Origin of the sequence: Thalassotalea euphylliae (genome assembly GCF_003390335.1) — a bacterium.
Taxonomy (GTDB): Bacteria; Pseudomonadota; Gammaproteobacteria; order Enterobacterales; family Alteromonadaceae; genus Thalassotalea_F; species Thalassotalea_F euphylliae_B.
Genome location: NZ_QUOU01000001.1, coordinates 508,472 through 533,683, shown reverse-complemented (window position 1 = coordinate 533,683; position 25,212 = coordinate 508,472). Strand labels below are relative to the sequence as shown.

The window sequence follows — 25,212 nt, the reverse complement described above, 5'->3', positions numbered from 1 at the left end:
TGCGAAGTGCCGCCACTAAACCGCCAATTATACGAGATTTGGCAGCGCTAAACAAAGCTGTTCAACTAGGTAGCTAAACGCTTGAGCATATCAAAATATCTTCAATCAGCCGCTGGTTTGTGCCGACAACTGGCTAAACTGCTCCTCAATCGCATTGATACAAACGCTGATACTGGCGGGTAAATAGTTGTCGTAAGTGTGGAGTGCGTAAACTCGATTGCTTGTCATGGAAAAGCTTGGAAATGCCTCGACCAAGAGTGGTTTGAGTTGGCAAAAATGAAAATCCGGTACTAAACCTATGCCAGCGCCTTGCTTGATTAAGGCCAAACAGGCATAGAATGAGTTAGCGCGGCACTGCGCGGTCGCTTGATAGCTGATTTGATTGCCTTCTGAATCATGCAGTTCATGGGTGATATGCTGAGGTTGCCAGGTATTGGCAATATAACTTGCCTGAGTTGCTTCTGTCTTCGCGAGTAGTCGCTGAGTGCCGCATAACACATCGCGAAATTCACCAATTCTGCGCTGCTTGATATTACTCACCGGTGATTCACCCACCCTGATCGCCAGATCAATATTATCTGTCATTAAATCAAGCTGGCTATCTGCACTAATCAGCTGAGGTTGTAATTGCGGATATTGGTGTACTAACTTGCCAATAGCAGGGGCAATTACCGCATCCATCAAGGCGTTGGGCGCGGTGATCGTCACCTTGCCTTTGGGCACATTAGTGGCGTCTTGTGCTTGTTGCCAAGCAAAATCACTAAGGCGATTGATTTCCTGACAAGATTGATAGAAGGCTCGCCCAGCACTCGTTAAGGTGTGTTTTCGTGTGCTGCGCTTAATCAATAAAACGCCTAATTCACTCTCCAACGCACTCAAATGTTGGCTAACAACAGACTTTGAGAGATCCAACGCGGCTGCCGCCTCAGTGATCGAGCCTGCTTCAACAATCTGCGCAAATATCGACATATTACGCAACATTTTCATCAGTTAGCACCTTTCGTTTTTATCATCTCTTGTTGTTTGTTATCTATTGTTGTTTGTTATCTATTGTTGTTTGTTATCTATTGTTTAGTTTTTACAAACTAACTTTTCTATTATCTTTGTTTTTCAATGTAATTAGAAATCTTATTATCACCTAATCAACACCACATGCCATTTACCGAGCCTGATGACATGCGGATTAATTCAATCACAGTAAACAGCAGAGACATATCATGACAGATCAAGAAACTTTGGCCTTGTGTAAAGCGGGTATCAACGCTTGGCAAACCGCATTTAACAATCAAGACGCTGCGGGCTGCGCAGCACAATACACCGAAAACTGCGTAATGGAAGCTAAGCCTATTGGCACGTTTACTGGCCGACAAGCGATTCAGGAGTGTTGGCAAAACATCATAGATCAGGGTTTTAAAGACGTGGTTTACTCAAACGTAGAGTGGCAGCCTGCTCAAGATGGTGGCTATATTCTGACCTCAAGTTGGCAAATGAACAAAGCTTATGGCGTTGTGCATCGTGAACACTGGGTGGTAGAAGCAGACGGTCAAGCTCGCTTAATCAGCGATTCATTTGAAATTCAAGGCGAAAGATAGCCAAAGGTTTGAAGGAAGAAACTAAATGCCAGCCTAAATATGACGATTTAAACTGGCATTGGCGTGATTTTTAAAATTGGCGAAGTGAATTCAACGCGTCACTAGCGTTGAATCACATTACTGCCTGCGGCCACCGTTAAGGTATTGCTGCGACTCGCTACTTCTTGGTAACTATTGCTTGCCACCGTATCAACATGAACCCATTCGGTTGTCGCCGCTTGCTCTGTAAAAGTGACGACCATATAACCGCGATTGGCGATATTAACGTACTGCAAGTCATCAACGAGTACTTGTAAGGCTTGCTCTGCTTGCGGCACAAAGGCTTCTGGTATGCTCAAAAAGCTCTCTAAGCCCGGTGAACTGACACCTGCGGTAGCAAACTCAACACCCACGCTATTCCCTTGGCGATCTTTGAGGTTGTTCGCCCACGCATTGTGGGTATCGCCCGCCAATACAATCAGGTTTTGATTGAGTGCATTCGCTGTGCCTAACACCACTTCACGCTCTACCGCATAGCCATCCCAAGCATCTAAGTTATATGGAATTTCAACCGCCACGCGCGCACGTTCAGCATCAGTCACTGTTGGATCGCCCGCACTAATACGACCTTTTATTTGCGCCAGTTCGCCAAAAGTTTGCAGCAACGCTGGTGAAGGGTTAGCAAAACCTGCGAGTAGCTCGGCAGGTACGTTCATTCGTCCCATTAAAATTTGCTGACCAAGCACCTGCCAAGTTGCAGAAGAAGCTGTTAAGCCCGCTTGTAACCAGCCCAATTGCTCTGCCCCCAATAAACTGCGATCAGCACTCATGGCGGCGGTAAAGCCAGCGGCATCTAATTGGCCTGTTGTTGGATCGATAAAGTCTTGATACGCCAACTGCTCATCACGTGCCAGTAAACGCGTGTCGAGCATATGTAAATTGACTAAGTCACCAAATTGGAAGCTGCGGAAAATGCGCTCGTAGTCGCTTGCCGTCATTGGGCGAATTGGCAACCATTCAAAGTAGGCTTGCAAGCCTGCTGCTTTGCGCACTTGGTAATCGCCTTCACCATCATTGTGGTTTTCTGCACCATCACGCCACGCATCATTGGTAATTTCGTGATCGTCCCACACCGTAATAAACGGTACTTGCTGGTGCAATTGCTGTAAGTCCGGGTCACTGCGGTACAAGGCATAACGCTTGCGATAATCTTCCAGGGTAATACATTCAGTATTGTTGTCAGCCGGTAAAGGGCGACCGATTGCAGCGGCATTTTGCGTCGCAAAACCACCATCGCCATATTCGTAAATGTAATCCCCTAAGTGAATAACGGCATCAAGATCGTCTCGTTTCGCGGCGCTGTTGTAGGCGTTAAAGTGGCCAGCAGGGAAGTTAGCGCAAGAAAACACCGCCAATTTTACTTGTGAAACAGCGCCAACAGGCAATGTTTTTGTCATACCTACAGGTGAGAAGGTTTCACCCGAAGCAAAGCGGAAATAGTATTTCGTGTTGGCAGCGAGTTGCTGAAGATCAATTTTTACAGTGAAATCAGACTCAACTTGCGCGTCCGTTGTACCATTGTGAACTAAATCATTAAATTCGGCATCAGTAGCCACTTGCCAACTGACGCTCACGCTATCGACCGCAGATAAAGGCGTAACACGCGTCCAGATGATGACCGCATTATCGAGTGGATCACCTGAAGCGACACCATGATTAAAGGCGACAGGGATGATCGGCAATTCAAGTGCCTTATCGTCATCATCCGAACACCCCATTAAACCTGTTGAAATAACCGCAGTGCCAAAGCCTGCCATTGACGCTTTGATAAAAGCGCGGCGTGTAAAGTTACTCATTATTATTAATTTCCCACTACATTTTGTTTTTTTAATTCGTTAGCACAGAGGCTAAGGGAGCCTTTACCATAACGCACCCTACACCACATGTTAAACTTTTGTTAAAACCTTAATGCACTTTTATGACGAAAACGTGAAAGTGACGAGATAAATTCAAGAAATTAATATGACAATTCAAGATGATAGCGATAACAAAGTGCTGATTTAGCACAGCGAAAGCTAATAATAAAAGTACAAGTTATCGACAAAAAAATAGCGAATGCTGACCCATTCGCTATTACAAAGACACGGTTAGCTGGCATTTAAAAGCTGCCTGCGCACCTTATTTTTAACTAAGCGAGCGCAACCAAGTCGCCTCGCTCAGACGAGTTGCACAATAAACTATACCAACTCCGCCAGTTGGGCTTTATCAAAGGCTTTTAAGCTCTCGTACTCACCTGCTTTAACCTTATTTACCCAATCTGGGTTAGAAATTAACGCTCGACCAACGGCCACTAAATCAAACTCCTGGTTTTCCACACGTTCAATTAAGTTGTCTAGGCTAACGGTTTCTGCGTCTTTGAAGTTACTGGTGCCATCTTCTGGCAAGAAGTCTTGATTTAAGCCCACGCTACCCACCGTAATCGTCGGTTTGCCCGTGACTTTCTTGACCCAACCAGCAAGGTTTAAATCACTGCCTTCAAACTCCGGCTCCCAGAAGCGACGCTGTGAACAATGGAAAATATCGACACCTGCATCCGCCAGCGGTTTCAAGAAAGCAGCTAATGCTTCTGGTGTTTCCACGAGTCGTGCACTGTAGTCTTGCTGTTTCCATTGTGACCAACGGAAGATAATCGGGTAATCATCGCCAACCGCAGCGCGCATTTTCGTCACTAACTCGATAGCAAACTTAGAGCGACCAGCTAAATCACCACCGTATTCGTCAGTGCGCTGATTCGTCCCTTCCCAGAAGAATTGATCAATTAAGTAACCGTGTGCGCCGTGAATTTCAACGGCATCAAAGCCAATGGCTTTAGCATCAACTGCTGCTTGCACAAAAGATTGGATCACTTCATCAATGTCTGCTTGTGTCATCGCGTGACCCGTTTGCTTGCCCGGAAATGCCATGCCTGACGGGCCATAGCCAGGTAAATCGCCACCCGGCTCAACACCTGGCTTGCGAATCGCGCCAACATGCCATAGTTGCGGCGCAATTTTACCGCCTTCGGCGTGTACGGCATCCACCACTTTTTTCCAACCTGCCAGTGCGTCATCACCCGCAATAAACGGCACATTAGGGTAACCGGAAGCCGCCTTGTGACCAACGCACGTACCTTCTGTAATAATCAAGCCAACGCCACCTTGTGCGCGGCGACGATAGTATTCAACGACTAAATCATTAGGGACATTGCCCGGCGAGAAAGTGCGGGTCATCGGTGCCATTACCGTACGGTTGGCTAAAGTCATTGGCCCAAACGACACCTGTTCAAAAAGTTGTGCATTACTCATACATTGTTTCCTTGTGTGAACTTACTTTTTACTATTTGTGAATTGCCTGAATAATTCGTGCTCTGCCAGCAATGTCCGCTGGCTTGTTGTTATTCACCGCTTAACTTATCTCTTAACTTACTTCTTAACTTACCTAAAGGTCAGTTAGCGGATTAAAATTTTTTACTTGTCTTTGCTCGCCTTTACTTGCCACTAGACGCCGCTTGCGCTAGCTCACTACCATGCACTGCGCTGCGGCCAAGTAGTAACGAAATTTGTGCCATGGTTTGTTCAAAAATATAATCGCCATGTACGCGCGAATATTGCAATGCGCCTTTACACGCAATCACCACTAAAATAGCTTGGCTTTTCACATCACCGACAAAATTAAACTCGCCATTTTTGCGACCGAGCGCTAGCACTTGGGTAATAAAATCAAGTTCGTGCTCGTCTAATACTTTTAACGCGCTTTGCATTGCTGTTGGCAAGGACGTAACGTCAACTTGCAAACTACTCAACGGGCATATTTTATTCTTGCCACACGCGTACTTGAGCATGGCATGAACATAGCTATCGAGCTTTTCGGATGCGCTATTGTCGGCCGCCAGAATTTGGCTAAATCCCACCTCGTGCCAATCTTGTATTGCCTGACACAAGGCAACACCTAAATCTTCTTTTTTAGCAAAGTGATGATGAATACTGGCTTTGGTTATTGACAAGCGATTGGCAATATCCAAATAGCTGAAGTTTTCAAAACCTTGGGTTTGCAGCAGCTCTAAAGCCACTGACACAATTTGCTCTTTGCGATTTTTTGAACGAGTTTGCATTAACTCACCTTAACTTACCTCAGGGTAAGTTAGCAAGGATAAATATTAATCAGTTGGCTTTGCTGCCATCAAGGCAGAGGGTGCTGAGGGCTGCATTCAACCAGCAAGTCAATAAACGCCCTAACCTTAGGCGACAAGTGCTTGCGCGACGGGTAGACCACAAATACGTCAATATCGGTTGGCGGATAATCGGTGAGCAATACTTTTAGTTTGCCATCATCCAATGCCTGCTGCATGGTAAAAGCTGGCAAACGGCAAATTCCGTGACCATCAAGCGCCATGGCTAACTCCATGTCAGAGTTGTTACACATCAGCGTTGAACTGACTTCAACACTTACGCTTTGGCCGTTTTCGCGGTGATAAACCCAGCGAGTCGGTTGCTTTAAATTGGTGTAACACAAACAGCTGTGTTGTTTCAGCTCGTCAGGGTGTTTTGGCTCACCTCGGCGCTTGATGTAATCGTGGGAAGCGACGGTATAAGATTTACTGGTCATAATTTTACGGCAAATCAAGCTGGATTCGTCCAGCTGGTGTGTTGCCCGAATGACCGCGTCAAAGCCATCTTGAATCACGTCCACCTTGCGATCGTTAAGGTCCAGTAATAATTCCACTTGTGGATACTTGCTCATATAACGCGACAAAATAGGTTGCAAATAGTTATTGCTCAGTGCCACTGGGCAACTAATGCGCAATGTGCCGCGCGGTGTGAGATCGTCTTGGCGCACCATGCCTAACGCCTGTTCACCGTCTTGCACTAACTGCTGACACTGTTCGTAGTACAACTTACCTTCGGGTGTCAGGCTAAGCGAGCGTGTGGTGCGATTGATCAATCGAACGCCTAGCCTCGCTTCGAGCTTATTAATTTCTTTACTGATGTATGAGGTTGAGTGGCCCGTTGCCTCAGCGGCTGCGGTAAAACTGCCGCTGTTTATTAATTGGGTAAACACCACAACGCCGTCAAATAACTTAGTGCTTATCGATAGATTAGAAGCCATTAGGAAATAGTCTTTAAACTTTTAGATGATTAATTAACAAATATAAACAATATAAACTCTATTTCAAATTAACGAAGTGCCAACTTAGTTAACCGAATAAATCGATAATCAACAAGGCGGCACGTTAACGCCATAAACCACACAAGTGCTGCTAGCGACTAGCAGCAGGTAACAGCAACAGAAAATTGAGGATTCAATATGAAAGTTTTAGCCTTTGCCGCCAGCAGCAGTACCAAGTCAATCAACAAAGCCTTAGCAAATTATGCAGCATCATTAGTGTCTGGTGCAGAATTTGAACTGCTCGACATTAACGACTACGAAATGCCGCTGTTTAGCCAAGATCGCGAAGAGGAGTTAGGCCAGCCGCAAGCGGCGAAAGATTTTTTCGCTAAACTAGGCGAAGCTGATGCCATTATTATTTCACTGGCTGAGCACAATGGTAGCTATACCGCAGCCTACAAAAATTTATTTGATTGGACATCGCGCATCGACCAAAAGGTCTTTCAAAACAAACCTATGGTTTACCTAGCAACGTCGCCAGGCCCCGGTGGTGCAGCCAGCGTGTTAGCAGCGGCCACTAACTCTGCGCAATACTTCGCTGGTGATGTAAAAGCGTCGTTATCCATTCCAAGCTTTTACGATAACTTCGATATGGAAACGCAAAAATTGACCAATGCTGAGTTAGATGCTCAATTAAAAGCAGCAGTCGCACAGCTGACCGAATAGTTGGCATCGTAGTAAATAGCCCAGCGACTTAGCCACTCACGAAGACATAGCTAAAAATAAAAAGCCCTCAAGAAACAGCAGTCAGTTGGCTGCTGTCTGCTTTTACTCGCAACGGTATGAATGGTTGTGCTTCTATTGCACTATACAGTAGTGGCTCTGCGTTAGTGGCAGCTAGGTTGTGACAAAAGCACCTCGCCCAACCTGAACTTGATGCGGTATCGTTTACTGGGCAGCTTAATCATCCACGTGCAATCTGTTATCGATAACTACCGCCAGAGATTGGGCACCTATAAAGTCACTAGTTAATGATAAGGAATGCGAGAGCTCGATTATTTAGCAATCGCTAAATGCGCTGATTTACGATATTGACTTGGAGTTTGCTGCGTCTCTTTTTTAAAGGCGGTATAGAAAGAAGATTTAGCATTAAAACCAACCGCCATGGCGATATCGACAACAGTATCACTCGTTTGTTTTAGTTTCTGCTTGGCCGCGTCAATGCGATACTTATTCACGTAATCGAAAAAACTCGCCCCCAGTGCTTCATTAAGGGTTTGGGAAATATAATTGGGCGAAGTATGAATATGGCTGGCCAGTTTTTGCAGTGATAAGGAGGAGTCTAAATATAGCTGGTCTTGTTGCATCGCCTGTTCAATTTTAGCAGCGATAGCATTTGCTTGTTCATGCGTTAACGCTGAACGCTGGTATTTTTCTTGTTGCGGCTCACTGCTTGTTAATACTTCTTCAACGGCTATTTGGCTTGTGTAAAGCTCTTCAAACCCCGGTTTTTGGCGTAGCCCCCACAGTGCAATGCTCCATACCATAATCAATATAATACCGCTGGCAATGTTGGCGTTTACTTGGGTAGCAAAGATAAAGTTGTCTAACAAAATATTAATCGCATTCGCCAACCAAACCACACCGACTGCCAGCAATAACCAGCTTAACCAGCGAATTTCTTTGCTGTCGGTTGTGGCAAAGAGGTGTTTCAAGTGCTGTCGATATCGAGTAAGCCTTTGCACCGTTTGATAAAAGTAAAAGCCCGATTGCAGGATCCAAGTAAGCATTAACAATAAAGTCGCAATCAATAAGATAACCACTGTCACTCGCATCGATACAGATAAACTTTTAATGACATTTTCGTTGCCCAGTACCAGCAACTGGTATTGCGCCTCTGTGGGTACAAGCAATGCGATAAATGAAATCATTAAACCTAAAGCACTCGGTATAAAGTGCCCTTTTCTCACTTGCCGCCAGTGCCAGGGGGAAGTGGCGGTAATACCACAAACATAACACCAAAATGCGGGAGCAATTAACAAAATTGCTGGCAAGGAAAAAATTAAGACAGGAATTTGTAATGAGGGTAAAACAGCGACGATCGTCGGTTGCGATATCACTATGCCAATTGCAGCTAAACAAACCGCTAGTGGCAGGTATGCTGGTCGTTCAGGCGAGCGTAAAACAGACAAATTGACACTAAAGGCGATGATCGCTAGTGTGAAAATATTGAAAACTAGTTGCGCAGATATGGCTGCCATAAATTCCTTTCACAACTGATAAAGCGACTATAGTTCACCGACAGTTGATAACTGTCTGCTTACTTGTTTTATGTCCGGCTTGAGTGTCCGGACTAATCGGCCGAACACCAAAAACGTCCGAGTTATCAAGATCGGACGCATCTTTTCAACCATTCTACATAATCAATTACATCTTAACCACACGCGTGCGTTTGATGGTTAGTACGCTCAAATAGCCTCACATTTCGACAAGAAAAATGGATTGGAAAACGCTTTATGGCATCGACACAAAACTACGCGCAGAATACGCTTAAATTCAACTGGCCAATAGTTGGTTCGTTACTTTTTCTCACTGGCCTTGCTGGCTTACCCGCGATAGCAATTGTCACGCTCTCCTTAATGGGGCCAAATGCAATAACGGGGATTTCCTCGCTACTCAATCAAGTTTACTTTGAAACGCCTGCTGCACTTTATGTTCATGGTGGGGCTGGGATCTTGTATTTTCTCACGATGCCATGGCAATTTTCACCGAGAATTCGTCATAAATACCCCGTCTGGCATAAAGTCGCAGGGCGGATCGTGCTCATATCAGGGTGTGTAATGGCGGTTTCCGGAATCTGGCTGCATCAAGTACTGTCGCCACATGAACAAGGTGCGCGTTTTTATAGTCTAATTTTCACCAGTGGCATGATATGCGTCGCTTTTGCTATGGCAATTAGCCAGATCTCTCAGCGCAAGGTTCAAGCGCATCAACGATGGATGGCCAGAGCCGTTGCGCTGACCTTAACAGCAATTACGCCGCTATTTGTCGATCTACTGATTTTGCTCTTGTTTAGTCATGTCGACACCATTTACGATTTAATCGTCAAGCTGCACTTCGACTATGGCCGATTGTTGGCAATGGTCATTAATTTAACCATTGTCGAGATTGCGTTGAACAAGCGCTTCAAGCATTAATGGCTAATTGAATGGGCTAAAATTTACTTCTCAGCTTGTTTTAGCGCTAAATTCCGCGCCTTGTATTTAGCTTTTAAACGGGCGCCTTTGCGATACATAGCAGGGCGAAGTTTAGCTCTGAGCCATGGCAATAAATACGAGAGTGTGGTCAGTAAGCCGCCACTTGCTGGTAAACAGACTTCACGCTCTTGACCTTGTGCCACCGTCAGTACCGCATCTGCGACTTGTCGGGCACTGCTCATTTCCTGTGAAAAAACAATGTCTTCCACTTGATCAATATTCGACATAATAAAGCCCGTATCAATCGGCCCCGGCGACACCACACCAACATGAATATTAAACGGCTTTAATTCGTCACCCAGTGCATAAGTAAATGAGCGTAAACCCGCTTTGGTCGCGCCATAAGCGGCGCCACCTTGCAGTGGCATGCGGCCAGCAAGTGAGCCTACATTAACAATCGCCCCGCCGCCATTGGCTTTCATATACGGGATCACTTGCCTTGAAAATACCAGCGGTGCACGTAAATTCACATCGACCATCTGTGCAATATCTTCCGGCGCAATACCAATGGCATCGCCACGTTGGTGATAACCCGCGTTATTGACCAATACGTCGATACGACCAAACGTTTGCATCACACTTTCTAACAAGGGTTCAAATTGGCTCAGATCATTAACATCTAGGGTTTGACTCATCACCTTAACCTGCGCACTTAACTCTTGTGTGATGTCATCCAAGGCTTGCTGGCCTCGTGCAATTAATACTAAGTTCGCACCTTGTGCCGCAAACACGCGTGCGGCCTCAGCGCCAACGCCCGCTGAGGCACCAGTGATCAATACGGTTTTGCCTTTCATGGCGTCGTTTATTGCGTTTTCTGGTGTCTGTTGCATATCCTTTCCCCTGTCACTTTTCTCTTTTGTTGCCGTAAACCTTCGGCGTAATTATTCTTGTTATTGTCAGTAAGTTCAGCGTCGTTTGGTTTATTGTCGTCCATTATGGCGAGTGGCATTACTAACATCAGCATTCACATCGCCAGCTGCACCAGTAACAAAACAAACACGTTTTCGATACAGAATCGACTTATTAAAAATTTCAATCACTTTAACAAGATAGCGAATAACTGGCCACTATTTAACCAGCATTGAGCTGCCTTTGTATTAAGCAGGCTGATCTCTGTTATAGATGCGGGTAAAATAGTGCTTTGCAGTGTTATCAATGAGCGAGCATTTCCTTTGTCTGTTAAGCCTAGCTACTTTATTCCGTTTCAATCTTCGCTCGGTACGATAGCGCCACCGAAAAAGTTCACTTACCCATTTTGCTATCAACCGCATCAACTAGCGATATTAGCAGCCCAGCAACTGCAAACTGCACTCAGCGACACTCAGCCACTTGCTAGTGAACAAGCAGGTAAAATGTATGGGGTATTGGTGGTCAGAAATCACGCCGATCAGCTAGGTTTTCTGGCGGCTTTTTCTGGTAAAGAGTCACGCGAAGAATCTGTTAACGCCTCAGCAAATGCGAGCCGACCATCAATCAACTTTGTGCCGCCGGTCTTTGATGCCGAGCGCCAAGATGAATTCTTTGTGGGTAAGCAGCGCGAAGTGAATGAAATAAGTGCTGAAATCGCGACGCTTTCCGCCACCAAAGTGGTGAAGATGTTGCAACTCACCGCAGATTCAGAGCAAGCCACAGCAGATTGGCAAATTAGCCAATTACAGCAACAACACAGAGATAATCGCCAGCACCGTAAACAACAGCGCCAGCAACTGGAAACGCAGCTGACGCAAGGCAAATTATCGCCAGCGCAAGCAAAACAAGCGAGCATTGAGCTTTCGCGCCAAAGTGTGACAGATAAAAAAGCACTGGCTGCGCTAAAAGCCTATTGGCAACAACGCATTGAATGCGCCAATTCCACCTTACAGGTGAAACTAGACAAAATTGCCGCCCTTAAAAAAGCCCGGCGCAAGCTGTCAAACATGTTGCAAAAGCGGCTATTTAAGCAATACAAAATGCTCAATAGTAAAGGGGAATATGCTGATCTCATCAGCTTATTTGCCGACACTAAGTCACCAACACCACCCGCTGGCAGCGGTGATTGCGCCGCGCCGAAATTGCTGCAATATGCCTTTGAACATCAGCTAACGCCCGTGTGTATGGCAGAATTTTGGTGGGGCCAACAACCTAACTCAGAAATTCGCAAACACGGCCATTACTACCCTGCTTGCCAAGGAAAGTGCCAACCTATTCTCAATTTTATGCTGCAAGGCGTTGCACTCGATGACAACCCTTTACTGATCAACCCCGGTGCCGAAAAGCCTTTGCCCATTGTCTATCAAGACGAACATTTGGTCGTGGTTAACAAGCCCGCTGGTTTGCTTTCCGTACCAGGTATCACGATTAGCGACTCTGTCGCAACTCGTATTAAGGCGCAATTTCCCAATGCCAGTGGAGGGCTGATATTGCATCGCCTCGATATGGCGACCTCGGGGTTATTGGTCTTAGCACTCAATGAAAGAGCCCATAAACACCTGCAAAAACAATTTATCAATAAAGTGATTGAAAAGCAGTACGTGGCGCTTTTAGCGGGAAAACCATTAGACGCCAATCAAGAAGCTAATCAAGAAAATATGAGCGGTGAGATTCATCTGCCGTTAATATTAGATATTGACGACAGACCGCGTCAAAAAGTGTGTTTCAACGACGGAAAACGGGCAGAAACGCGCTGGCAGGTGCTCGGGTATGAGCAGAATGGCAACAGCACACGAACGCGTGTTCAACTCACTCCGGTAACTGGTCGCACCCACCAACTGCGCGTTCACTGCGCCCATCCAGACGGCCTGAACGTGCCGATTGTTGGCGACGAACTTTACGGCACCAGCGATAAACGCCTACACCTTCACGCCCAGCATTTGAGCTTTTTACATCCGATTTCTCAACAACGATTATACTTTGAGGCGGCTCCTGATTTTTAATTGGTGCACTGATCTTTCTGCTCAATACCAAGGTACTAATGCGTACACTTGATGGATCTGGTATTGAGCGCAGTTTATGAGCATCGTGGATATCACCCAAACCTACCCAATTTTGCAAGACAAGCACCTCTACGCGCAATCAGGATTATCGCTCGTTACCATCTACGACGATAACTGGTTTGTGCGCAACGATTACGATATTTTATCGCGCGGGCAACGTGATTATTTGCAAACTTTTTTCCATCAACAGGGCTTCCAGCAGAAAACCGGCAAAGTAATGGTCTGTGATGAGGTTGAGCTGCATTTCCCCGATCCCAAACGGGTGCTGGCACTGTCGAGCTATTTTCCTGAAATGCTTATCCCCAATAAGAAAGAGCTTATTGCCGTAACGCCAACCACATTTGCCGAAGCACTATTTCATCAAATAGTGGCGAGCGGCACTGACTCGTTAGACAGTATCAAATCGCTGATCGACAAATGCCCATACAACATCGAGCTACTGCGTGATATTAGCTACCGCACCGCCATTGAAGCCATCACCAAAGCATCGTTTGATGAACTGATGCGCTACCAACAACAAGTGATTATTAAAAAATTTAAGCGTAAAAAGGCTTTGTAATTATTGCCAACCAGCAATTACAAACGTAGCACATTGGCCCCCCGTAATTCTTGGTCGCTCAAACCACTTTCTACATTGCCATAACAAGGGCAGTACCTGAACAGCGAACATCGAATTTACGAACTTAACAAACGCTTATTTAACAACAACTTAATATAAAATCGGCTTGTCTTAATGACCTGTAGAAGAAAACACAAGTAAACCGCCCAGTGGTGCCAATACACAACCAATCGCTCGGTTGACTTGTTGTTGGTGTCCCAACATTTTTTGTCTTAGCCTGTTGTTAGAAAAAAACAAACCAACCAGTGCAAACCAAAACCAATGAGCCACCGTCATAAACACACCATAGGCATATTGTTGCATCATAGGTGTGCTTGGGCTGACAATTTGCGAGTAAGTACTCACAACAAACAAGGTGGTTTTAGGGTTCAACGCGTTGGTAAAAAAGCCCGACTGCAAAGATTTCCAAACGCTGAGCGTCGAAGCACTTTTTGTTAATCCTCCAGCCTCTACCGGCTTGCTGGTAAATGTTAAGTAACCGATGTAAATCAAGTAGCCAGCACCTAGTATTTTCAACAAAAGAAATAAACCCGGCTGGGTCGCAATGACAAAACCAATGCCAATCATGGTATAAAAAACATGAACTTGTACCCCTAGACCAATCCCCAAGGCAGTTAAGAGTCCCGCTTTTCGACCATATAAGTAACTGTTGCGAGTGACCAGCGCAAAGTCGGCTCCCGGGCTGATAACCGCAAGAAAAGTAATTAGCACCACTGCAATAATTTCCGTCATTTGATTATTCCTCTAAGCTGCCACAATACGCGTGTTGAACGTGGCATAAATACCTCATTCACCGGATAACACGTCAAAATAATTGAGTATATAACACAGTAAATTTATTAATAAATTCGCCTATTCAGGTCTACCATCAATTCCATAAACTAGTTAGAATCGCGACAACCGATAACTCACAACTTACTTTTTAATGCATTTATTACATATTCTTATGCATAAAAAATAGGTATTTTTTAGAATTATTGACGATCTGAACAATTCAAGTATCTTAGTGTTCTGGTTAGAAATAAATCGATAAATACTCAACTAAACTGTGAGAAAAAATCAATGAAATTACCACAACTAAACAGCTTGAGAGTCTTTGAAGCCACTGCCCGAAAACAGAGTATGTCGGCAGCGGCAGATGAGCTGTATCTGACCCATGGTGCCGTTAGTCGCCAAATAAAATCGTTAGAGCACGCGTTAAATGTTCAGCTATTCGAGCGCAGAAATCGTGGGATTTATTTAACCAAGGAAGGAGCGGAATTACACAACACGTGTCAGGATATATTCTCGCAACTTACAAGCACCATAAAGAAGCTCACCGACAAAAAGCCTGTCAATTCATTGGTAGTATCATGCGAGCCGACGATAGCAATGCGCTGGTTGATAGCGAGATTAGGCGACTTTCAAGAAAAACATCCAGATATTCTGGTACATTTATTTGCTGGTGGTGGAAAAGTCGAGTTTTTCGAACAAGGAATAGACCTTGCGATAAGGCGAAATGACTTTGCGATAGATTGCTATGTAAAACCTGTGGCAGATGAGATGGTGGGACCCGTTTGTGTTCCGCAGCTTGCCCATACCGCGTTAATCGATGCCCCCCGTTTACATGCCCAAACGCGCAAAAACGCATGGTGAAACTGGTGCTCACAAAACAACCAGCCAATCGATACCAAGAGCGCAGAACGAGATTTCGAGCATTTTTATCTGAGCATCGAAGCGGCAAGCGCAGGTCTGGGTGTCGCTATCGCTTCAAAGTACATGGTTGAACAAAGCATAGCAGATGGTCGACTAGTGGCTCCTTATGGTTTCAGTCAAGACGGCTCAAAATACTGTTTGCTGTCGAATACAGAATTTGCCCTTGATGACAGAAAGCTTATTTTCTTGGAGTGGTTAAGAGCACAATTTAACTCGACAGTGTAAGTCTTCCCAATAACTCAAATCATGTAATCATTACCAATAACTCAAATCATGTAATCATTACCAACTGTTAATTTTTACACACCACTGTGCGGTCATTCGCTTTGCCTCCGTTAAGCTAGCTTCTAGTGCAATGTCTATATCGGGCGTTACCCCAATATGCTGCCAATTATTACCGTTAGGATCTTGATAGTGCGCGACTGGCATGTCAATTTGCAGTCCCAAAGGTAAATTAAAACTTTCCAGCCAAGTACTAACGCCCATAGTAGCGCGGCCAATCAGTGTCGTTTGTGGTCGTTGTTTTAGTTGATAGGCAAAAAATTCGCCACTGGCCTGCATAAACGGAGATGTCAGCAATACCACGGGCATATCTGCCTTTACGCGCTCACTCTCAAGTGTTGGCTGGCTCATTAAGGCTAAATAATCACTGGCATTGTCATTCGCTAAGCGACCAAAGCTTTGCTCAGAGGGGAAGAAGTAGCTCAACAGATGTTCAGCGGTGTTGATATCACCGCCATCTAGTTCAGTAAAATCTAAAATTAATGCGCAGCTGTTATGCACGGCTTGCATGGCATTATCTATGGCTTGTTTTGCCGCACCTCCCGTATCAAAGTTATTCAGTTTCAGGTAGCCGACACCTTTATCATCAATAGTTAGTTGTTCAATGCTCGTGACTGAGCTTTGGTCACTCGCTCGGCTTGGCTGGAGGTAAGTCTGACTAGACTTTGCTTTGCTTCAAGCCCTAAGTTGAGAAAACTGTCTTGGCTCACTGAGGTTAACGTGTGGCGCAGCAGATCTACTAGCTCATCTCGACTATTTGGCATTCGATAGGATGGCTGCCAGCTCAGCCCTTTTAACGCTAACACCAGTTCATTGGCGATGACCTTATCTGGATAGTGTTGCTTAATGAGTTGGCTTAAAGCTGTGATCACCTGTTGCTGCTCAGCTTGGCTAAACCGGCTGGTTTGCGTATTAGATGCCAGCAATTGCGGCTTAGTTAATTGATGTTCACTGAGTTGATGATCGCCAGCAATTCCATTAAAACTCCAACACAAAGCGATCAACAAAATCACTTTCCCTATTACTCGCATCATTAACACCACTCCTTAACGTTTACAAAAAGATATGGTCATTGAGCTTATCGCTTTCAAGGGACAGTGTTTTCACCTTAACCCTCCCTCGTTATTTCTGCTCAGTCATTGTTTTATTTAGCTGATTGCTAAAATGCCTGCGATAAGCCGTCGGCGAGATGTTTAATCGGTGGCGAAAATGATGGCGCAGTGTCATCGCTGTCCCTAAGCCACTTTGCTCAGCCACAAGTTCTAATGGCAAACTGCTTTGCTCGAGCAGACTTTTGGCACATTGCAGGCGCTGTTCAATCAACCACTCTGCTGGTGTTGTGCCAGTCGCGGCTTTAAAGTGTCGCAATAAGCTGCGCTCACTCATATGCATAAACTTGGCAAGCTCAGCGTTACTATGAGGTTTACTGATAGTTGCCTGTAGATAGGTTAATAACGGTGTCATCCGGTTGCGCTCATTGCAGGGGATTGGCTGTTCAATAAATTGTGCCTGACTCCCCTCTCGGATTGGCGGGATCACTAAACGTCTGGCAATGGTATTCACTACTTGCTGTCCGTAATCTTTTCTCACCAAATGCAGACATAAGTCTAAACCAGCGGCGCTGCCCGCAGACGTTAACACTGAGCCATTGTCAACATAGAGCACATCAGTATTCACCTGAATATCAGGGTACTGCTGTTGTAACTGGCTCGCATAGCGCCAGTGGGTAGTCGCCGTTTTGCCATTGAGTACGCCAGCGGCAGCGAGTACAAACACGCCTGAGCATATTGATACTAAGCGAACACCTGCTTGATGTGCTTGTTGAATCATGGCAATCAAGGCATTGGGCACGGGTTGATCTACCCCGCACCAGCCGGGAATAATCAGGGTATCGAGTTGCGTTAGCTCAGTGGCCGCTAATGTTGGTTGAATTTGCGCATGATATTGCGTGATAACAGCTGTACCGTCTATCGACAAGGTATCAAAGCGATAGCCTTTTGTTAACCACTGCTCACCTAATTCAGGGCGCGCTAAACCGAAGACTTCAGCAACACAACCAAATTCAAATACACACAAGCCGTCGTATACCAAAGCGGCAACGCGTTTTTGCTGATTGCCCAGCAGGTGGCTCTGATGGTTACTTAGTTCGTCACTCATAATATTCCATCAACATTCTTTTGGCGGCTTATTAACGATTATTGGCAATTACGCCAATATTGTCGACTCCATTTTCTCGCTACAGTTTGCTTACTCACGATTTATTACTCGCAATGCTTACACGAGTAGTTTTGTGACATCCGAGAGACACATGCTAGGACAACAAAAAAGGAGAACATCATGACCAATCCCGTCACCCAAGTACCTGCCGCGAGCAGTGAGCAAGCATTGGCGCATTTTGAAGCCATGTTCAGCGTTGAAACCGACTGCTGGGATACCCATTTCGCCCTGCAACAAGCAGCGCCTGAGTTTGTGCTACTGGATGTGCGCAATGAAGCGTTATTTCGCCAAGGTCATATCAAAGGCGCCATACATTTGCCGCATGGCAAAATTGTCGAGAGTAAACTGCAGCAATGGCCAGCTGATACCTTGTTTGTGGTTTACTGTGCAGGCCCCCATTGCAATGGCGCGGCAAAAGCTGCGGTTAGGCTGGCTAAATTAGGTCGACCGGTAAAATTAATGGCGGGGGGCATTACCGGCTGGCTAGATGAAGGCTTTACCCTTGAGTCTTGGTAGTGACCTGCCTATTAACAAGCAAAAGGCCGCTATAGATAAGCGGCCGATTACAACTTGCTTGGCATGCCGCAATTAATAAGCACCTGCTGAATAGGTTAACTCATAACTATGGCTGTAAATTTCTAAAATATTGCCAAACGGGTCTTCCATGTAAATCATACGATACGGCTTTTCACCCGGGTAATAATAACGTGGCTCAGCCATACGCTTTTTACCACCAGCGGCAACAATTTTCTCGACCAGCTCTTCAAGGTTAGGGTCTTGCACGCAGAAGTGGAAAACACCGGTTTTCCAGTACTCAAAGTTATTATCAGGGGCTTCATGGTTAACGAACTCGAATAATTCAACTCCAATGCGATCGCCGGTTGCCATATGGGCAATGCGGAACTTCTGCCAGTTGGCACCAAACACATCAGTACACATTTCACCAATCGGGCTATCGTCTTCAACAATTTCTGTTGGCTCCATAATTAAGTACCAACCGAGTACCTCGGTATAAAATTTAACGGCGGCTTCAACATCGGGCACCGAAATGCCAATGTGAGAAAACGTTCTTGGGTAGGCTTGGGTCATGATCTTATCCTCAATGATTACCAGGGGTGCTGAGTTTGTAGTGAGGAGTATAGAAGCTATAATTAACGACAAAAAATTATCATTAATTATGATTTTGAGTAAATTTTGTAATGATTAATTTAATCTGGTTGAAAACCTTCTGCACCCTTGCCGAAATTGGGCATTTTACGCAAACTGCTGAACAGCTGTTTATGACGCAATCTGGGGTTAGTCAACACATTAAAAAACTTGAGCAGTCGCTAAATACCGCCTTGCTCATTCGCGCGGGAAAACGTTTTTATTTAACTCAGCACGGTGAGCAGCTTTATCAGCAAGGATTACAGCTGCTCAGTGATGCCAGTGCTTTGTCGACAAATTTTAGCGAAGACAGCCAATATCAAGGGCAAGTGTCTTTGATGTCGCCCGGTAGCTTGGGCTTAAAACTTTACCCTTACCTGCTCTCGATTCAGCAAACCTACCCTGAATTAAGTATTGATTATCAATTTTCGTCAAACCGTGGCATCGAGCAAGCGCTTAGCGAGCACCAATTAGACATCGGCTTGATGACAGCCTTGCCTGTCAACGGTGAGATTATTGCCCAGCCACTCACCCAAGAGCCAATTGTGCTGGTTACGCCTAGCCATATTGAGCACCCAAACTGGCAGACACTGCAAACACTAGGCTTTATCGACCATCCTGATGCGCACCACCACGCGCAATTGTTATTACCATCAAACTATGCGCAATTTGAACACCTTAGCCAATTCAAGGTGCATGGTAAATCCAATCAAATTAGCTTAATTTTAACGCCTGTGGCTTTGGGGTTGGGGTTTACGGTACTGCCACTGCACGCGGCGTCTGCATTTACTGAGCAAAGCAAAATTCGCATTCATCACCTCGCCAAGGGTGTTTCCGAGCCAGTTTATGTGTGCCATCATCGACGCGCCCAACAACCGCGAAGAGTGAATTACATTAAACAGCGAATTGATGGCTACCTAAACAATAAACTAGGTGACTAGCGCTAACCGCAAAAGCTGGCTTTATCGGGGCGATTTTCCATGGTTGTTAAACGGGTTAAATCTGGTCTGATCAAGTCCACATTATGCTCCAAGGTTTGGCTGATCACTTGCTTAGCCCACAGCGGTATGTCTGGGTTGATGCGATAAAACACCCACTGGCCATTTTTACGCGCGGTGAGCACACCCGCTTTTTTTAAAACCGCTAAATTGCGTGATACTTTTGGCTGACTTTCCTCGTCCAACGCTTCCATTAATTCACAAACACAAATTTCGCCAAAGTAGTTAGTCAACAACAAGGTTTTTAATCGAATATCATCGGTTAAACATTTGTAAAAGCTAATGGGTTCAAGTGCTACAGGCGCAGCGTTTTTCGGCTCACGAGTAGTAGAGGATTGGTCGTTAAGTACCAAAAACATCTCAATGCGGTTGTTAATTTCAGTGAAGGTGGTGGTAAATGGCTCAACCCCAAGCCGCGCTTTTGGATCAGGAAAATCCCAAGCAATTTGCTCCCCTTTGGTTTCAAACGAGCGACATTCCTGCATTGCTTGATCACACAAGGTAATGACATAGTCAAATTCAAGGGCTGCAATCTCTGACAATGACTTTGAGCGCAAGCCTTGTGTGCCTAGCCCAAATTTCGCGAGTGTTGCTAGCGTGCGCTCATCAATACCCTCAGGCTGAGTGCCTGCACTAAACACGTCAAACGTATCACCCGCTTTGGCACGTAAAATTACCTCAGCCATTTGCGAGCGCGCAGAGTTGCCAGTACATAAAAACAATACACGTTGTTTGGGTTGCTGAGCATCTGTTGAGTGGTTTGATTTGCTTAGCTTTTGGGCTTGATTCACTTGGCTTCCTCTTGATTCACTTGGCTTCCTCTTGATTCACTTGGCTTCGCCTTGGTTTACTTAGCGTCGAATTGTGCCAATACGCAACGTTAATATAAATTATTTCATATATAAGATGGGTAGGATAGAGAAAACGGGATTTGCTGCTAACCTTACTGCTCCAGTTGATACGTGTTCGTCAAAATGCTGGTTTAACTTGCCTGCTAAACCGGATTACACTGCGCTACTTTGATAGCTGTTTTTGGCATACTTATTTTGGCTTTGTTGAATAATTTTTGTGAAAACACGGTTCTTTTATGCCGTACTATATGTTCAGGCGGTATGCTTTGGTGAATATTGTCGAACAATTAGTGCCTTGTACGTAGCTGAGCCACAGCAAATAGCGAACGAGTGGCTGAAACGAACGTGAAACAGCACTAGACAACGATGGTAGACAACGACGGGAAAGAAAATTTCTTTGGTTTAAGCAGTACATATGACAGTAAAAAACTCCGCAATAAAACATCGCCTCAAAAAGAAAAACGGCAACTATCAATTGTCGATTAGAAACGTTATTGCTAATAAAGGGCTACTCAAACCCGTTTATTGGCTCGCCCCGTTAATAGATCGTCTTGTTGGCCTCAAACAGCTTGATAACATGTATCAAGACAATCAATTTGAAGGGTTAGACAAGGCGGCTTTTACCAAAAAATTTATCAGTACCTTTGCGCTTGATTTGCAAGTATCCGCGCAGTCACTTGCACAAATTCCCAAAACTGGCCCTGCGATTGTGGTTGCCAACCACCCATTTGGCGGTGTTGAAGGGGTCGCACTCGCGCACTTGTTAAGTGATATACGGCCGGATATAAAGATTTTAGCGAATCGCGGCTTATCTATTTTCCCCGAACTCGCGCCATATTTTATCTTTACCAATCCACTTAAAAGCAATGCCAAAGGTAACAGCCAGTCTTTAAAAGCGTGCCTGAAACACCTCAAAAGTGACGGCTTGGTGGTTTTGTTTCCCGCTGGCCGAGTGAGTTACCCAAAAGATAAACACAGCCCGGTCAGCGATCACGAGTGGCATCGCATGGTTGCTATGCTCGCGCAAAAATGCAAATGCCCGGTTTTTCCTGTGCATATTGGCGGCCAAAACCGCCCTATTTTTTATCGCATGGGGTTAATCTATTTCCGTTTCCGTCTGCTAATGTTGATCAGGGAAATGATCCACAGCCAAGGCAAAACCATTCCAATTACTATCGGTAAAGCAATTAATAACATGACTCATAAAGCGTTAAACAATAAATCAGATCAACAACTAACTGATCTCACTCGCCTGCTCACCTATTTGCAAGATCCTGCACTGGTTCAACACTGGCCTGAGCGCGTTAATCCTGAAATGCAAGCCATCGCCCCAGCAATATCACCGGATGTAATGGCTGAAGAGATTGCGCAATTGCCTGAGTCACAGCACCTGGCAAGCTTTAAAAGCCTTAGCACTTACTACGCAAAACGCGCACAAGTGCCGAATATCATCGAAGAAATTAGACGATTACGGGAAGCAAACTTTCGTTTGGTTGATGAAGGCAGCGGCCAGCCGCAAGACGGTGACGATTTTGATGACAGCTATGTGCACTTATTTATTTTTGATCGCGACAACAAGCAAATTGTCGGTGCTTATCGCATGGGGCAGTCAGACGAGTTATTAGCTGATAAGCAATCGAACGGTATTTACCTCGCCAATATGTTTAATTTTAATAGCGAGTTTATTAACCAGCAGGCACCGTGTTTAGAAATGGGACGCTCGTTTTTAATTGCTGAGCAACAAAAGAGTTTCCATGGTTTGCTATTACTATTTAAGGGCATTGGCGCGTTCGCTAAGCAGTTCCCTCGTTACCGCACCTTATATGGCACAGTATCACTGAGTACACAATATCAACCACTGAGTGTCATGTTGATTGAACAGTTTTTAGTTGCACCAGCACATCGCCAAGGAGTAGCGGCGAAAAAGCCATTTGCGCACAAAGTGCCTTACGAGCTGAATGAATACTTAACCCAATATGGCAGTGATATTGACGTGTTAGACTGGCTAGTGAGCCAAATTGAACCTGATGGCAAAGGCTTACCTGTGTTAGTTAAACAATACCATCAGCTGGGGGCTAAATTTCACTGTGTGGCGATCGATCCAAATTTTGCGAATACACCAGGGCTATTGCTGAGCGTTCACTTGCCAGACACGCCAGAAAAATTGCTAAAACTCTATTTAGGCAAAGATTACCAAGACTACTTAAATTTTAGTGAAGGTTAATCGCTAGGATAAAGTTAATGGGTAAACAGGTTAATGTTAGTCGCCAACTGACATTAACCGCTAGTGGTGAAATTAAACGCGTTATGAGCTATTGCGAGGTTAGATTGATTTGCGTTTTAGCTGCTGGATTAGCAATACTTTGACAAGGGCTGCCTTGATAGTAATCAAACACTACAGTTTTACCGCTGACGACTTTTATATGGCTAAAGCTCACCGTATGTGCGTCTGCGCGATGCATGCAAACCGAAAAAGCACTGCGCTCAGGTTGATGACTGGCATGATAATCCAGATGTACTTGGGTGCTTTGTGGTTTAATCTCATCAAAATACTGATAACGGGCAGTACTCACCGCCGGAAAATCTAACCCTGACGAGGTTAATGGATTACGCGCTGGTAAGTTGCTGAGCTGCTTGCCATCCCACACTAAGTGCTGAACTTGCCCTTGCTGCTGGTTTAAATCCGCAGGGAAATAACACAATACAAAGGGTGAAAAGCGCGCTAACGGCAACTGAGCAATTAAGCTCGCAAGATCATCGATTTTGTCGCTATGCTGAGCTTGCTGGTTTATTTGCGCCAATAAACGCAGAATAATTTCACCTCGACTAATCGCATCACGGGGCTGATATACCGCCTGCGCTTGGTAGTTATTTAGTAAACACAAACAGCCTCCCGCTTGAGTTAGTGCGATCCACGTGCCACCGCCTTGTGGATCAACGGGATATGCGGCGCATAATTCAGTATGGAAAGTGACAGGTTGTGCAATAGCGCGGCTGCGCTGTTCATCGCGATTAAAATAAACTTGATAGCCATTTGGCTCAAGTTGCCAACTTAATGTACACAATGTAAAAGCACCCTATGACTGAGTGCTATCTTGTTGGCGCATGTAACTGGCAGTTGATGGCGCTAGGCCAAATTGCACGGAAGATTCACCACCAAAGGTCAAATGAATCGCCTTCATGGTGGCGTAATGATGAATGGCATGACTACAAGCAAACATTAACTCGCGGCCAAAGGTACTTTGCACAGACATGACATTGTCAGTACCAATTCCCACATCGGCTTGCACTTCTACTGACTGGGTAAAAACGCTGTCTGGTAAGGCTGAAAGCCATGTTTTTAGTTGTTCAAGGCGCGCTAACGCTTGGGCTAAATCACGTTCCATCGGGCTGTTGCGTTGGCGTAATTCGTAATTGACCAACGAACTTTCCAGTGCAAATTCCAACGCCACAAAGTGATCAACAATATGGCGGATATGACCACCTATTGCACTTAAAAAACCATCAGGAACAGTTGTGTACTGTGTTTGACTCAAACCAGATAGAAAATCGATACCTTGTTGTATCGTTGCGACAAAATCACGCTGCACTACGCCAAAAACCCTATAAACTTTATGTCTTTTGATAGACCTTTCCTTTAGAGAAACTCTTTCACAAAGGAAAATAAATTTTGTTATCAAATGTAGTTGCAAGTGATACAGCTTGATGCGCTAAACGTTGGTTAACGATTAGCTTAACGCTCGTTTAAGCCTGACTGAAAAACTCACGATAACATTTGCCCTAGGTAACGAAATGACTTTAGCTAGTGCTTAGCCCTTACCAACGCATTAGCTGAACTAAACACTGTCTGCCCCCAAATACAGTGTGCAGCATATGTTAATTGCGACCAGCATATTACCCAATATCAGGATAGCTCAAGTACACAGGACAATAAAGCACACAGATCAATGATTACTGTTTTCTCGCCAACCGCAAACACTGTAGCCACGTGCTATTAACTGGCTGGTAAACACTAATCCCCTCTTTTTAACGCCAAGATCTGGTTACCGTGAGCGTCATAAACAAACACACGGCGCTTTTCCTTTTTAATACTCACAGGCACAAAAATACCACGCTCAGCATGGTACATTTCCCCCAGCCAAAGGTTATCGGGTTTAGTTGCTTTAGTGATCTTTCTGATCACGGTTTGTCCTTGGTTTTTCGGGTGCGAGCGATGAGCTTTAACACAACCCACACCGGTATCGAGATCAAACTCAATTAATGCTGGCTTATGCGCATGTTGCCAAATCCCAGCAATGCTAGAGGCGGCGTGAGCGAATAGTGGCTGAATCGATATAGCTGCAACAATAAACACCACCGACAAGCGCATGGTATAAGAGATTTTCCGGTGACTCATAATAAACCTAAAAAACGACTAAACAGTGTGCGACAAGCCTAACACTGCCGCCCAACTATGCAA

Annotated in this window: 24 protein-coding genes and 1 pseudogene; 9 read left to right on the top strand and 16 right to left on the bottom strand. The window is 45.1% G+C overall.

Annotation, left to right across the window (positions count from 1 at the left end; all coding sequences use genetic code 11):
- Nucleotides 1-105: 105 nt before the first annotated feature.
- On the bottom strand, nt 106-987 hold the full coding sequence (locus DXX93_RS02315; protein ID WP_116006626.1) for a LysR family transcriptional regulator: 882 nt from the start codon (nt 985-987) through the stop codon (nt 106-108).
- Between the two features lie 230 nt (nt 988-1,217).
- Between DXX93_RS02315 and DXX93_RS02310 the strand changes: the two genes are divergently transcribed.
- Nucleotides 1,218-1,592, top strand: coding sequence for a YybH family protein (locus tag DXX93_RS02310; protein ID WP_116006625.1), 375 nt, complete (start codon nt 1,218-1,220; stop codon nt 1,590-1,592).
- Between the two features lie 101 nt (nt 1,593-1,693).
- Here the strand turns inward: DXX93_RS02310 and DXX93_RS02305 are convergent, their stop codons facing one another.
- From DXX93_RS02305 to DXX93_RS02290, 4 genes are all read right to left on the bottom strand, one after another.
- Complete coding sequence (locus tag DXX93_RS02305) at nt 1,694-3,427, bottom strand: alkaline phosphatase D family protein (protein ID WP_116006624.1); 1,734 nt, start codon at nt 3,425-3,427, stop codon at nt 1,694-1,696.
- A gap of 381 nt (nt 3,428-3,808) precedes the next feature.
- Nucleotides 3,809-4,915, bottom strand: coding sequence for an NADH:flavin oxidoreductase (locus DXX93_RS02300; RefSeq protein ID WP_116006623.1), 1,107 nt, complete (start codon nt 4,913-4,915; stop codon nt 3,809-3,811).
- A 182-nt stretch (nt 4,916-5,097) separates the two neighbouring features.
- The gene (locus DXX93_RS02295) at nt 5,098-5,721 is read right to left on the bottom strand and encodes a TetR/AcrR family transcriptional regulator (protein WP_116006622.1); all 624 of its coding nucleotides are present in this window, start codon (nt 5,719-5,721) and stop codon (nt 5,098-5,100) included.
- A 68-nt stretch (nt 5,722-5,789) separates the two neighbouring features.
- On the bottom strand, nt 5,790-6,716 hold the full coding sequence (locus DXX93_RS02290) for a LysR family transcriptional regulator (protein ID WP_116006621.1): 927 nt from the start codon (nt 6,714-6,716) through the stop codon (nt 5,790-5,792).
- 198 nt (nt 6,717-6,914) lie between these two features.
- On the opposite strand from DXX93_RS02290, the gene DXX93_RS02285 reads away from it, so the two are divergent.
- Nucleotides 6,915-7,442 (top strand): NADPH-dependent FMN reductase, encoded by a 528-nt coding sequence (locus DXX93_RS02285; protein WP_116006620.1) that lies wholly within the window; start codon nt 6,915-6,917, stop codon nt 7,440-7,442.
- Between the two features lie 329 nt (nt 7,443-7,771).
- On the opposite strand, the gene DXX93_RS02280 is transcribed toward DXX93_RS02285, so the two are convergent.
- Nucleotides 7,772-8,977, bottom strand: a complete 1,206-nt coding sequence (locus DXX93_RS02280; protein WP_116006619.1) for a helix-turn-helix domain-containing protein — start codon at nt 8,975-8,977, stop codon at nt 7,772-7,774.
- A gap of 255 nt (nt 8,978-9,232) precedes the next feature.
- Here DXX93_RS02280 and DXX93_RS02275 point away from each other — a divergent pair, with 255 nt between their 5' ends.
- Complete coding sequence (locus tag DXX93_RS02275) at nt 9,233-9,913, top strand: DUF2306 domain-containing protein (RefSeq protein WP_116006618.1); 681 nt, start codon at nt 9,233-9,235, stop codon at nt 9,911-9,913.
- A 23-nt stretch (nt 9,914-9,936) separates the two neighbouring features.
- Here the strand turns inward: DXX93_RS02275 and DXX93_RS02270 are convergent, their stop codons facing one another.
- On the bottom strand, nt 9,937-10,803 hold the full coding sequence (locus DXX93_RS02270; protein WP_181902118.1) for an SDR family NAD(P)-dependent oxidoreductase: 867 nt from the start codon (nt 10,801-10,803) through the stop codon (nt 9,937-9,939).
- 342 nt (nt 10,804-11,145) lie between these two features.
- Here DXX93_RS02270 and DXX93_RS02265 point away from each other — a divergent pair, with 342 nt between their 5' ends.
- The gene (locus tag DXX93_RS02265) at nt 11,146-12,885 is read left to right on the top strand and encodes an RluA family pseudouridine synthase (RefSeq protein WP_116009800.1); all 1,740 of its coding nucleotides are present in this window, start codon (nt 11,146-11,148) and stop codon (nt 12,883-12,885) included.
- Between the two features lie 76 nt (nt 12,886-12,961).
- Entirely contained in the window at nt 12,962-13,504 is a 543-nt protein-coding gene (locus tag DXX93_RS02260; RefSeq protein ID WP_116006617.1) for a hypothetical protein, read from the top strand.
- Nucleotides 13,505-13,675: 171 nt separating this feature from the next.
- Here DXX93_RS02260 and DXX93_RS02255 read toward each other — a convergent pair whose 3' ends face one another.
- Entirely contained in the window at nt 13,676-14,296 is a 621-nt protein-coding gene (locus DXX93_RS02255; RefSeq protein WP_116006616.1) for a LysE family translocator, read from the bottom strand.
- 330 nt (nt 14,297-14,626) lie between these two features.
- Here DXX93_RS02255 and DXX93_RS02250 point away from each other — a divergent pair.
- Nucleotides 14,627-15,484: pseudogene (locus tag DXX93_RS02250) on the top strand (LysR family transcriptional regulator).
- 57 nt (nt 15,485-15,541) lie between these two features.
- On the opposite strand, the gene DXX93_RS02245 reads toward DXX93_RS02250, so the two are convergent.
- From DXX93_RS02245 to ftrA, 3 genes are all read right to left on the bottom strand, one after another.
- Complete coding sequence (locus DXX93_RS02245) at nt 15,542-16,108, bottom strand: S41 family peptidase (RefSeq protein WP_258872744.1); 567 nt, start codon at nt 16,106-16,108, stop codon at nt 15,542-15,544.
- A gap of 26 nt (nt 16,109-16,134) precedes the next feature.
- Nucleotides 16,135-16,575 carry a hypothetical protein gene (locus tag DXX93_RS02240; protein ID WP_116006614.1) on the bottom strand — a complete coding sequence of 147 codons (441 nt, stop codon included), beginning with the start codon at nt 16,573-16,575 and terminating at the stop codon, nt 16,135-16,137.
- 88 nt (nt 16,576-16,663) lie between these two features.
- The gene (gene ftrA, locus DXX93_RS02235) at nt 16,664-17,698 is read right to left on the bottom strand and encodes a transcriptional regulator FtrA (RefSeq protein WP_116006613.1); all 1,035 of its coding nucleotides are present in this window, start codon (nt 17,696-17,698) and stop codon (nt 16,664-16,666) included.
- Nucleotides 17,699-17,878: 180 nt separating this feature from the next.
- Between ftrA and DXX93_RS02230 the strand changes: the two genes are divergently transcribed.
- Entirely contained in the window at nt 17,879-18,274 is a 396-nt protein-coding gene (locus DXX93_RS02230) for a rhodanese-like domain-containing protein (RefSeq protein WP_116006612.1), read from the top strand.
- Nucleotides 18,275-18,346: 72 nt separating this feature from the next.
- Here DXX93_RS02230 and DXX93_RS02225 read toward each other — a convergent pair whose 3' ends face one another.
- On the bottom strand, nt 18,347-18,847 hold the full coding sequence (locus DXX93_RS02225; RefSeq protein WP_116006611.1) for a lactoylglutathione lyase family protein: 501 nt from the start codon (nt 18,845-18,847) through the stop codon (nt 18,347-18,349).
- A 110-nt stretch (nt 18,848-18,957) separates the two neighbouring features.
- On the opposite strand from DXX93_RS02225, the gene DXX93_RS02220 reads away from it, so the two are divergent.
- The gene (locus DXX93_RS02220; RefSeq protein ID WP_116006610.1) at nt 18,958-19,845 is read left to right on the top strand and encodes a LysR family transcriptional regulator; all 888 of its coding nucleotides are present in this window, start codon (nt 18,958-18,960) and stop codon (nt 19,843-19,845) included.
- Between the two features lie 2 nt (nt 19,846-19,847).
- Here the strand turns inward: DXX93_RS02220 and DXX93_RS02215 are convergent, their stop codons facing one another.
- Nucleotides 19,848-20,693 (bottom strand): metalloregulator ArsR/SmtB family transcription factor, encoded by an 846-nt coding sequence (locus DXX93_RS02215; protein ID WP_258872566.1) that lies wholly within the window; start codon nt 20,691-20,693, stop codon nt 19,848-19,850.
- 475 nt (nt 20,694-21,168) lie between these two features.
- On the opposite strand from DXX93_RS02215, the gene DXX93_RS02210 reads away from it, so the two are divergent.
- Nucleotides 21,169-22,977: a lysophospholipid acyltransferase family protein gene (locus DXX93_RS02210; protein ID WP_116006609.1), complete on the top strand. Its 1,809-nt coding sequence runs from the start codon at nt 21,169-21,171 to the stop codon at nt 22,975-22,977.
- 88 nt (nt 22,978-23,065) lie between these two features.
- On the opposite strand, the gene DXX93_RS02205 is transcribed toward DXX93_RS02210, so the two are convergent.
- From DXX93_RS02205 to DXX93_RS02195, 3 genes are all read right to left on the bottom strand, one after another.
- Nucleotides 23,066-23,818, bottom strand: coding sequence for an NRDE family protein (locus DXX93_RS02205; protein WP_116006608.1), 753 nt, complete (start codon nt 23,816-23,818; stop codon nt 23,066-23,068).
- A gap of 12 nt (nt 23,819-23,830) precedes the next feature.
- Entirely contained in the window at nt 23,831-24,343 is a 513-nt protein-coding gene (locus tag DXX93_RS02200) for a DinB family protein (RefSeq protein ID WP_181902117.1), read from the bottom strand.
- A gap of 422 nt (nt 24,344-24,765) precedes the next feature.
- Nucleotides 24,766-25,149 carry a hypothetical protein gene (locus DXX93_RS02195; RefSeq protein WP_147302628.1) on the bottom strand — a complete coding sequence of 128 codons (384 nt, stop codon included), beginning with the start codon at nt 25,147-25,149 and terminating at the stop codon, nt 24,766-24,768.
- Nucleotides 25,150-25,212 lie beyond the last annotated feature (63 nt).

Coding starts and splice junctions, on each gene's coding strand:
- DXX93_RS02275 (WP_116006618.1), top strand. CDS start 9,233: ATGGCATCGACACAAAACTACGCGCAGAATACGCTTAAATTCAACTGG.
- DXX93_RS02290 (WP_116006621.1), bottom strand. CDS start 6,716: ATGGCTTCTAATCTATCGATAAGCACTAAGTTATTTGACGGCGTTGTG.
- DXX93_RS02295 (WP_116006622.1), bottom strand. CDS start 5,721: ATGCAAACTCGTTCAAAAAATCGCAAAGAGCAAATTGTGTCAGTGGCT.
- DXX93_RS02310 (WP_116006625.1), top strand. CDS start 1,218: ATGACAGATCAAGAAACTTTGGCCTTGTGTAAAGCGGGTATCAACGCT.
- DXX93_RS02255 (WP_116006616.1), bottom strand. CDS start 14,296: ATGACGGAAATTATTGCAGTGGTGCTAATTACTTTTCTTGCGGTTATC.
- DXX93_RS02315 (WP_116006626.1), bottom strand. CDS start 987: ATGAAAATGTTGCGTAATATGTCGATATTTGCGCAGATTGTTGAAGCA.
- DXX93_RS02210 (WP_116006609.1), top strand. CDS start 21,169: ATGACAGTAAAAAACTCCGCAATAAAACATCGCCTCAAAAAGAAAAAC.
- DXX93_RS02280 (WP_116006619.1), bottom strand. CDS start 8,977: ATGGCAGCCATATCTGCGCAACTAGTTTTCAATATTTTCACACTAGCG.
- DXX93_RS02220 (WP_116006610.1), top strand. CDS start 18,958: ATGATTAATTTAATCTGGTTGAAAACCTTCTGCACCCTTGCCGAAATT.
- DXX93_RS02230 (WP_116006612.1), top strand. CDS start 17,879: ATGACCAATCCCGTCACCCAAGTACCTGCCGCGAGCAGTGAGCAAGCA.
- DXX93_RS02300 (WP_116006623.1), bottom strand. CDS start 4,915: ATGAGTAATGCACAACTTTTTGAACAGGTGTCGTTTGGGCCAATGACT.
- DXX93_RS02285 (WP_116006620.1), top strand. CDS start 6,915: ATGAAAGTTTTAGCCTTTGCCGCCAGCAGCAGTACCAAGTCAATCAAC.
- DXX93_RS02305 (WP_116006624.1), bottom strand. CDS start 3,427: ATGAGTAACTTTACACGCCGCGCTTTTATCAAAGCGTCAATGGCAGGC.
- DXX93_RS02240 (WP_116006614.1), bottom strand. CDS start 16,575: ATGATGCGAGTAATAGGGAAAGTGATTTTGTTGATCGCTTTGTGTTGG.
- DXX93_RS02225 (WP_116006611.1), bottom strand. CDS start 18,847: ATGACCCAAGCCTACCCAAGAACGTTTTCTCACATTGGCATTTCGGTG.
- DXX93_RS02195 (WP_147302628.1), bottom strand. CDS start 25,149: ATGAGTCACCGGAAAATCTCTTATACCATGCGCTTGTCGGTGGTGTTT.
- DXX93_RS02260 (WP_116006617.1), top strand. CDS start 12,962: ATGAGCATCGTGGATATCACCCAAACCTACCCAATTTTGCAAGACAAG.
- DXX93_RS02270 (WP_181902118.1), bottom strand. CDS start 10,803: ATGCAACAGACACCAGAAAACGCAATAAACGACGCCATGAAAGGCAAA.
- ftrA (WP_116006613.1), bottom strand. CDS start 17,698: ATGAGTGACGAACTAAGTAACCATCAGAGCCACCTGCTGGGCAATCAG.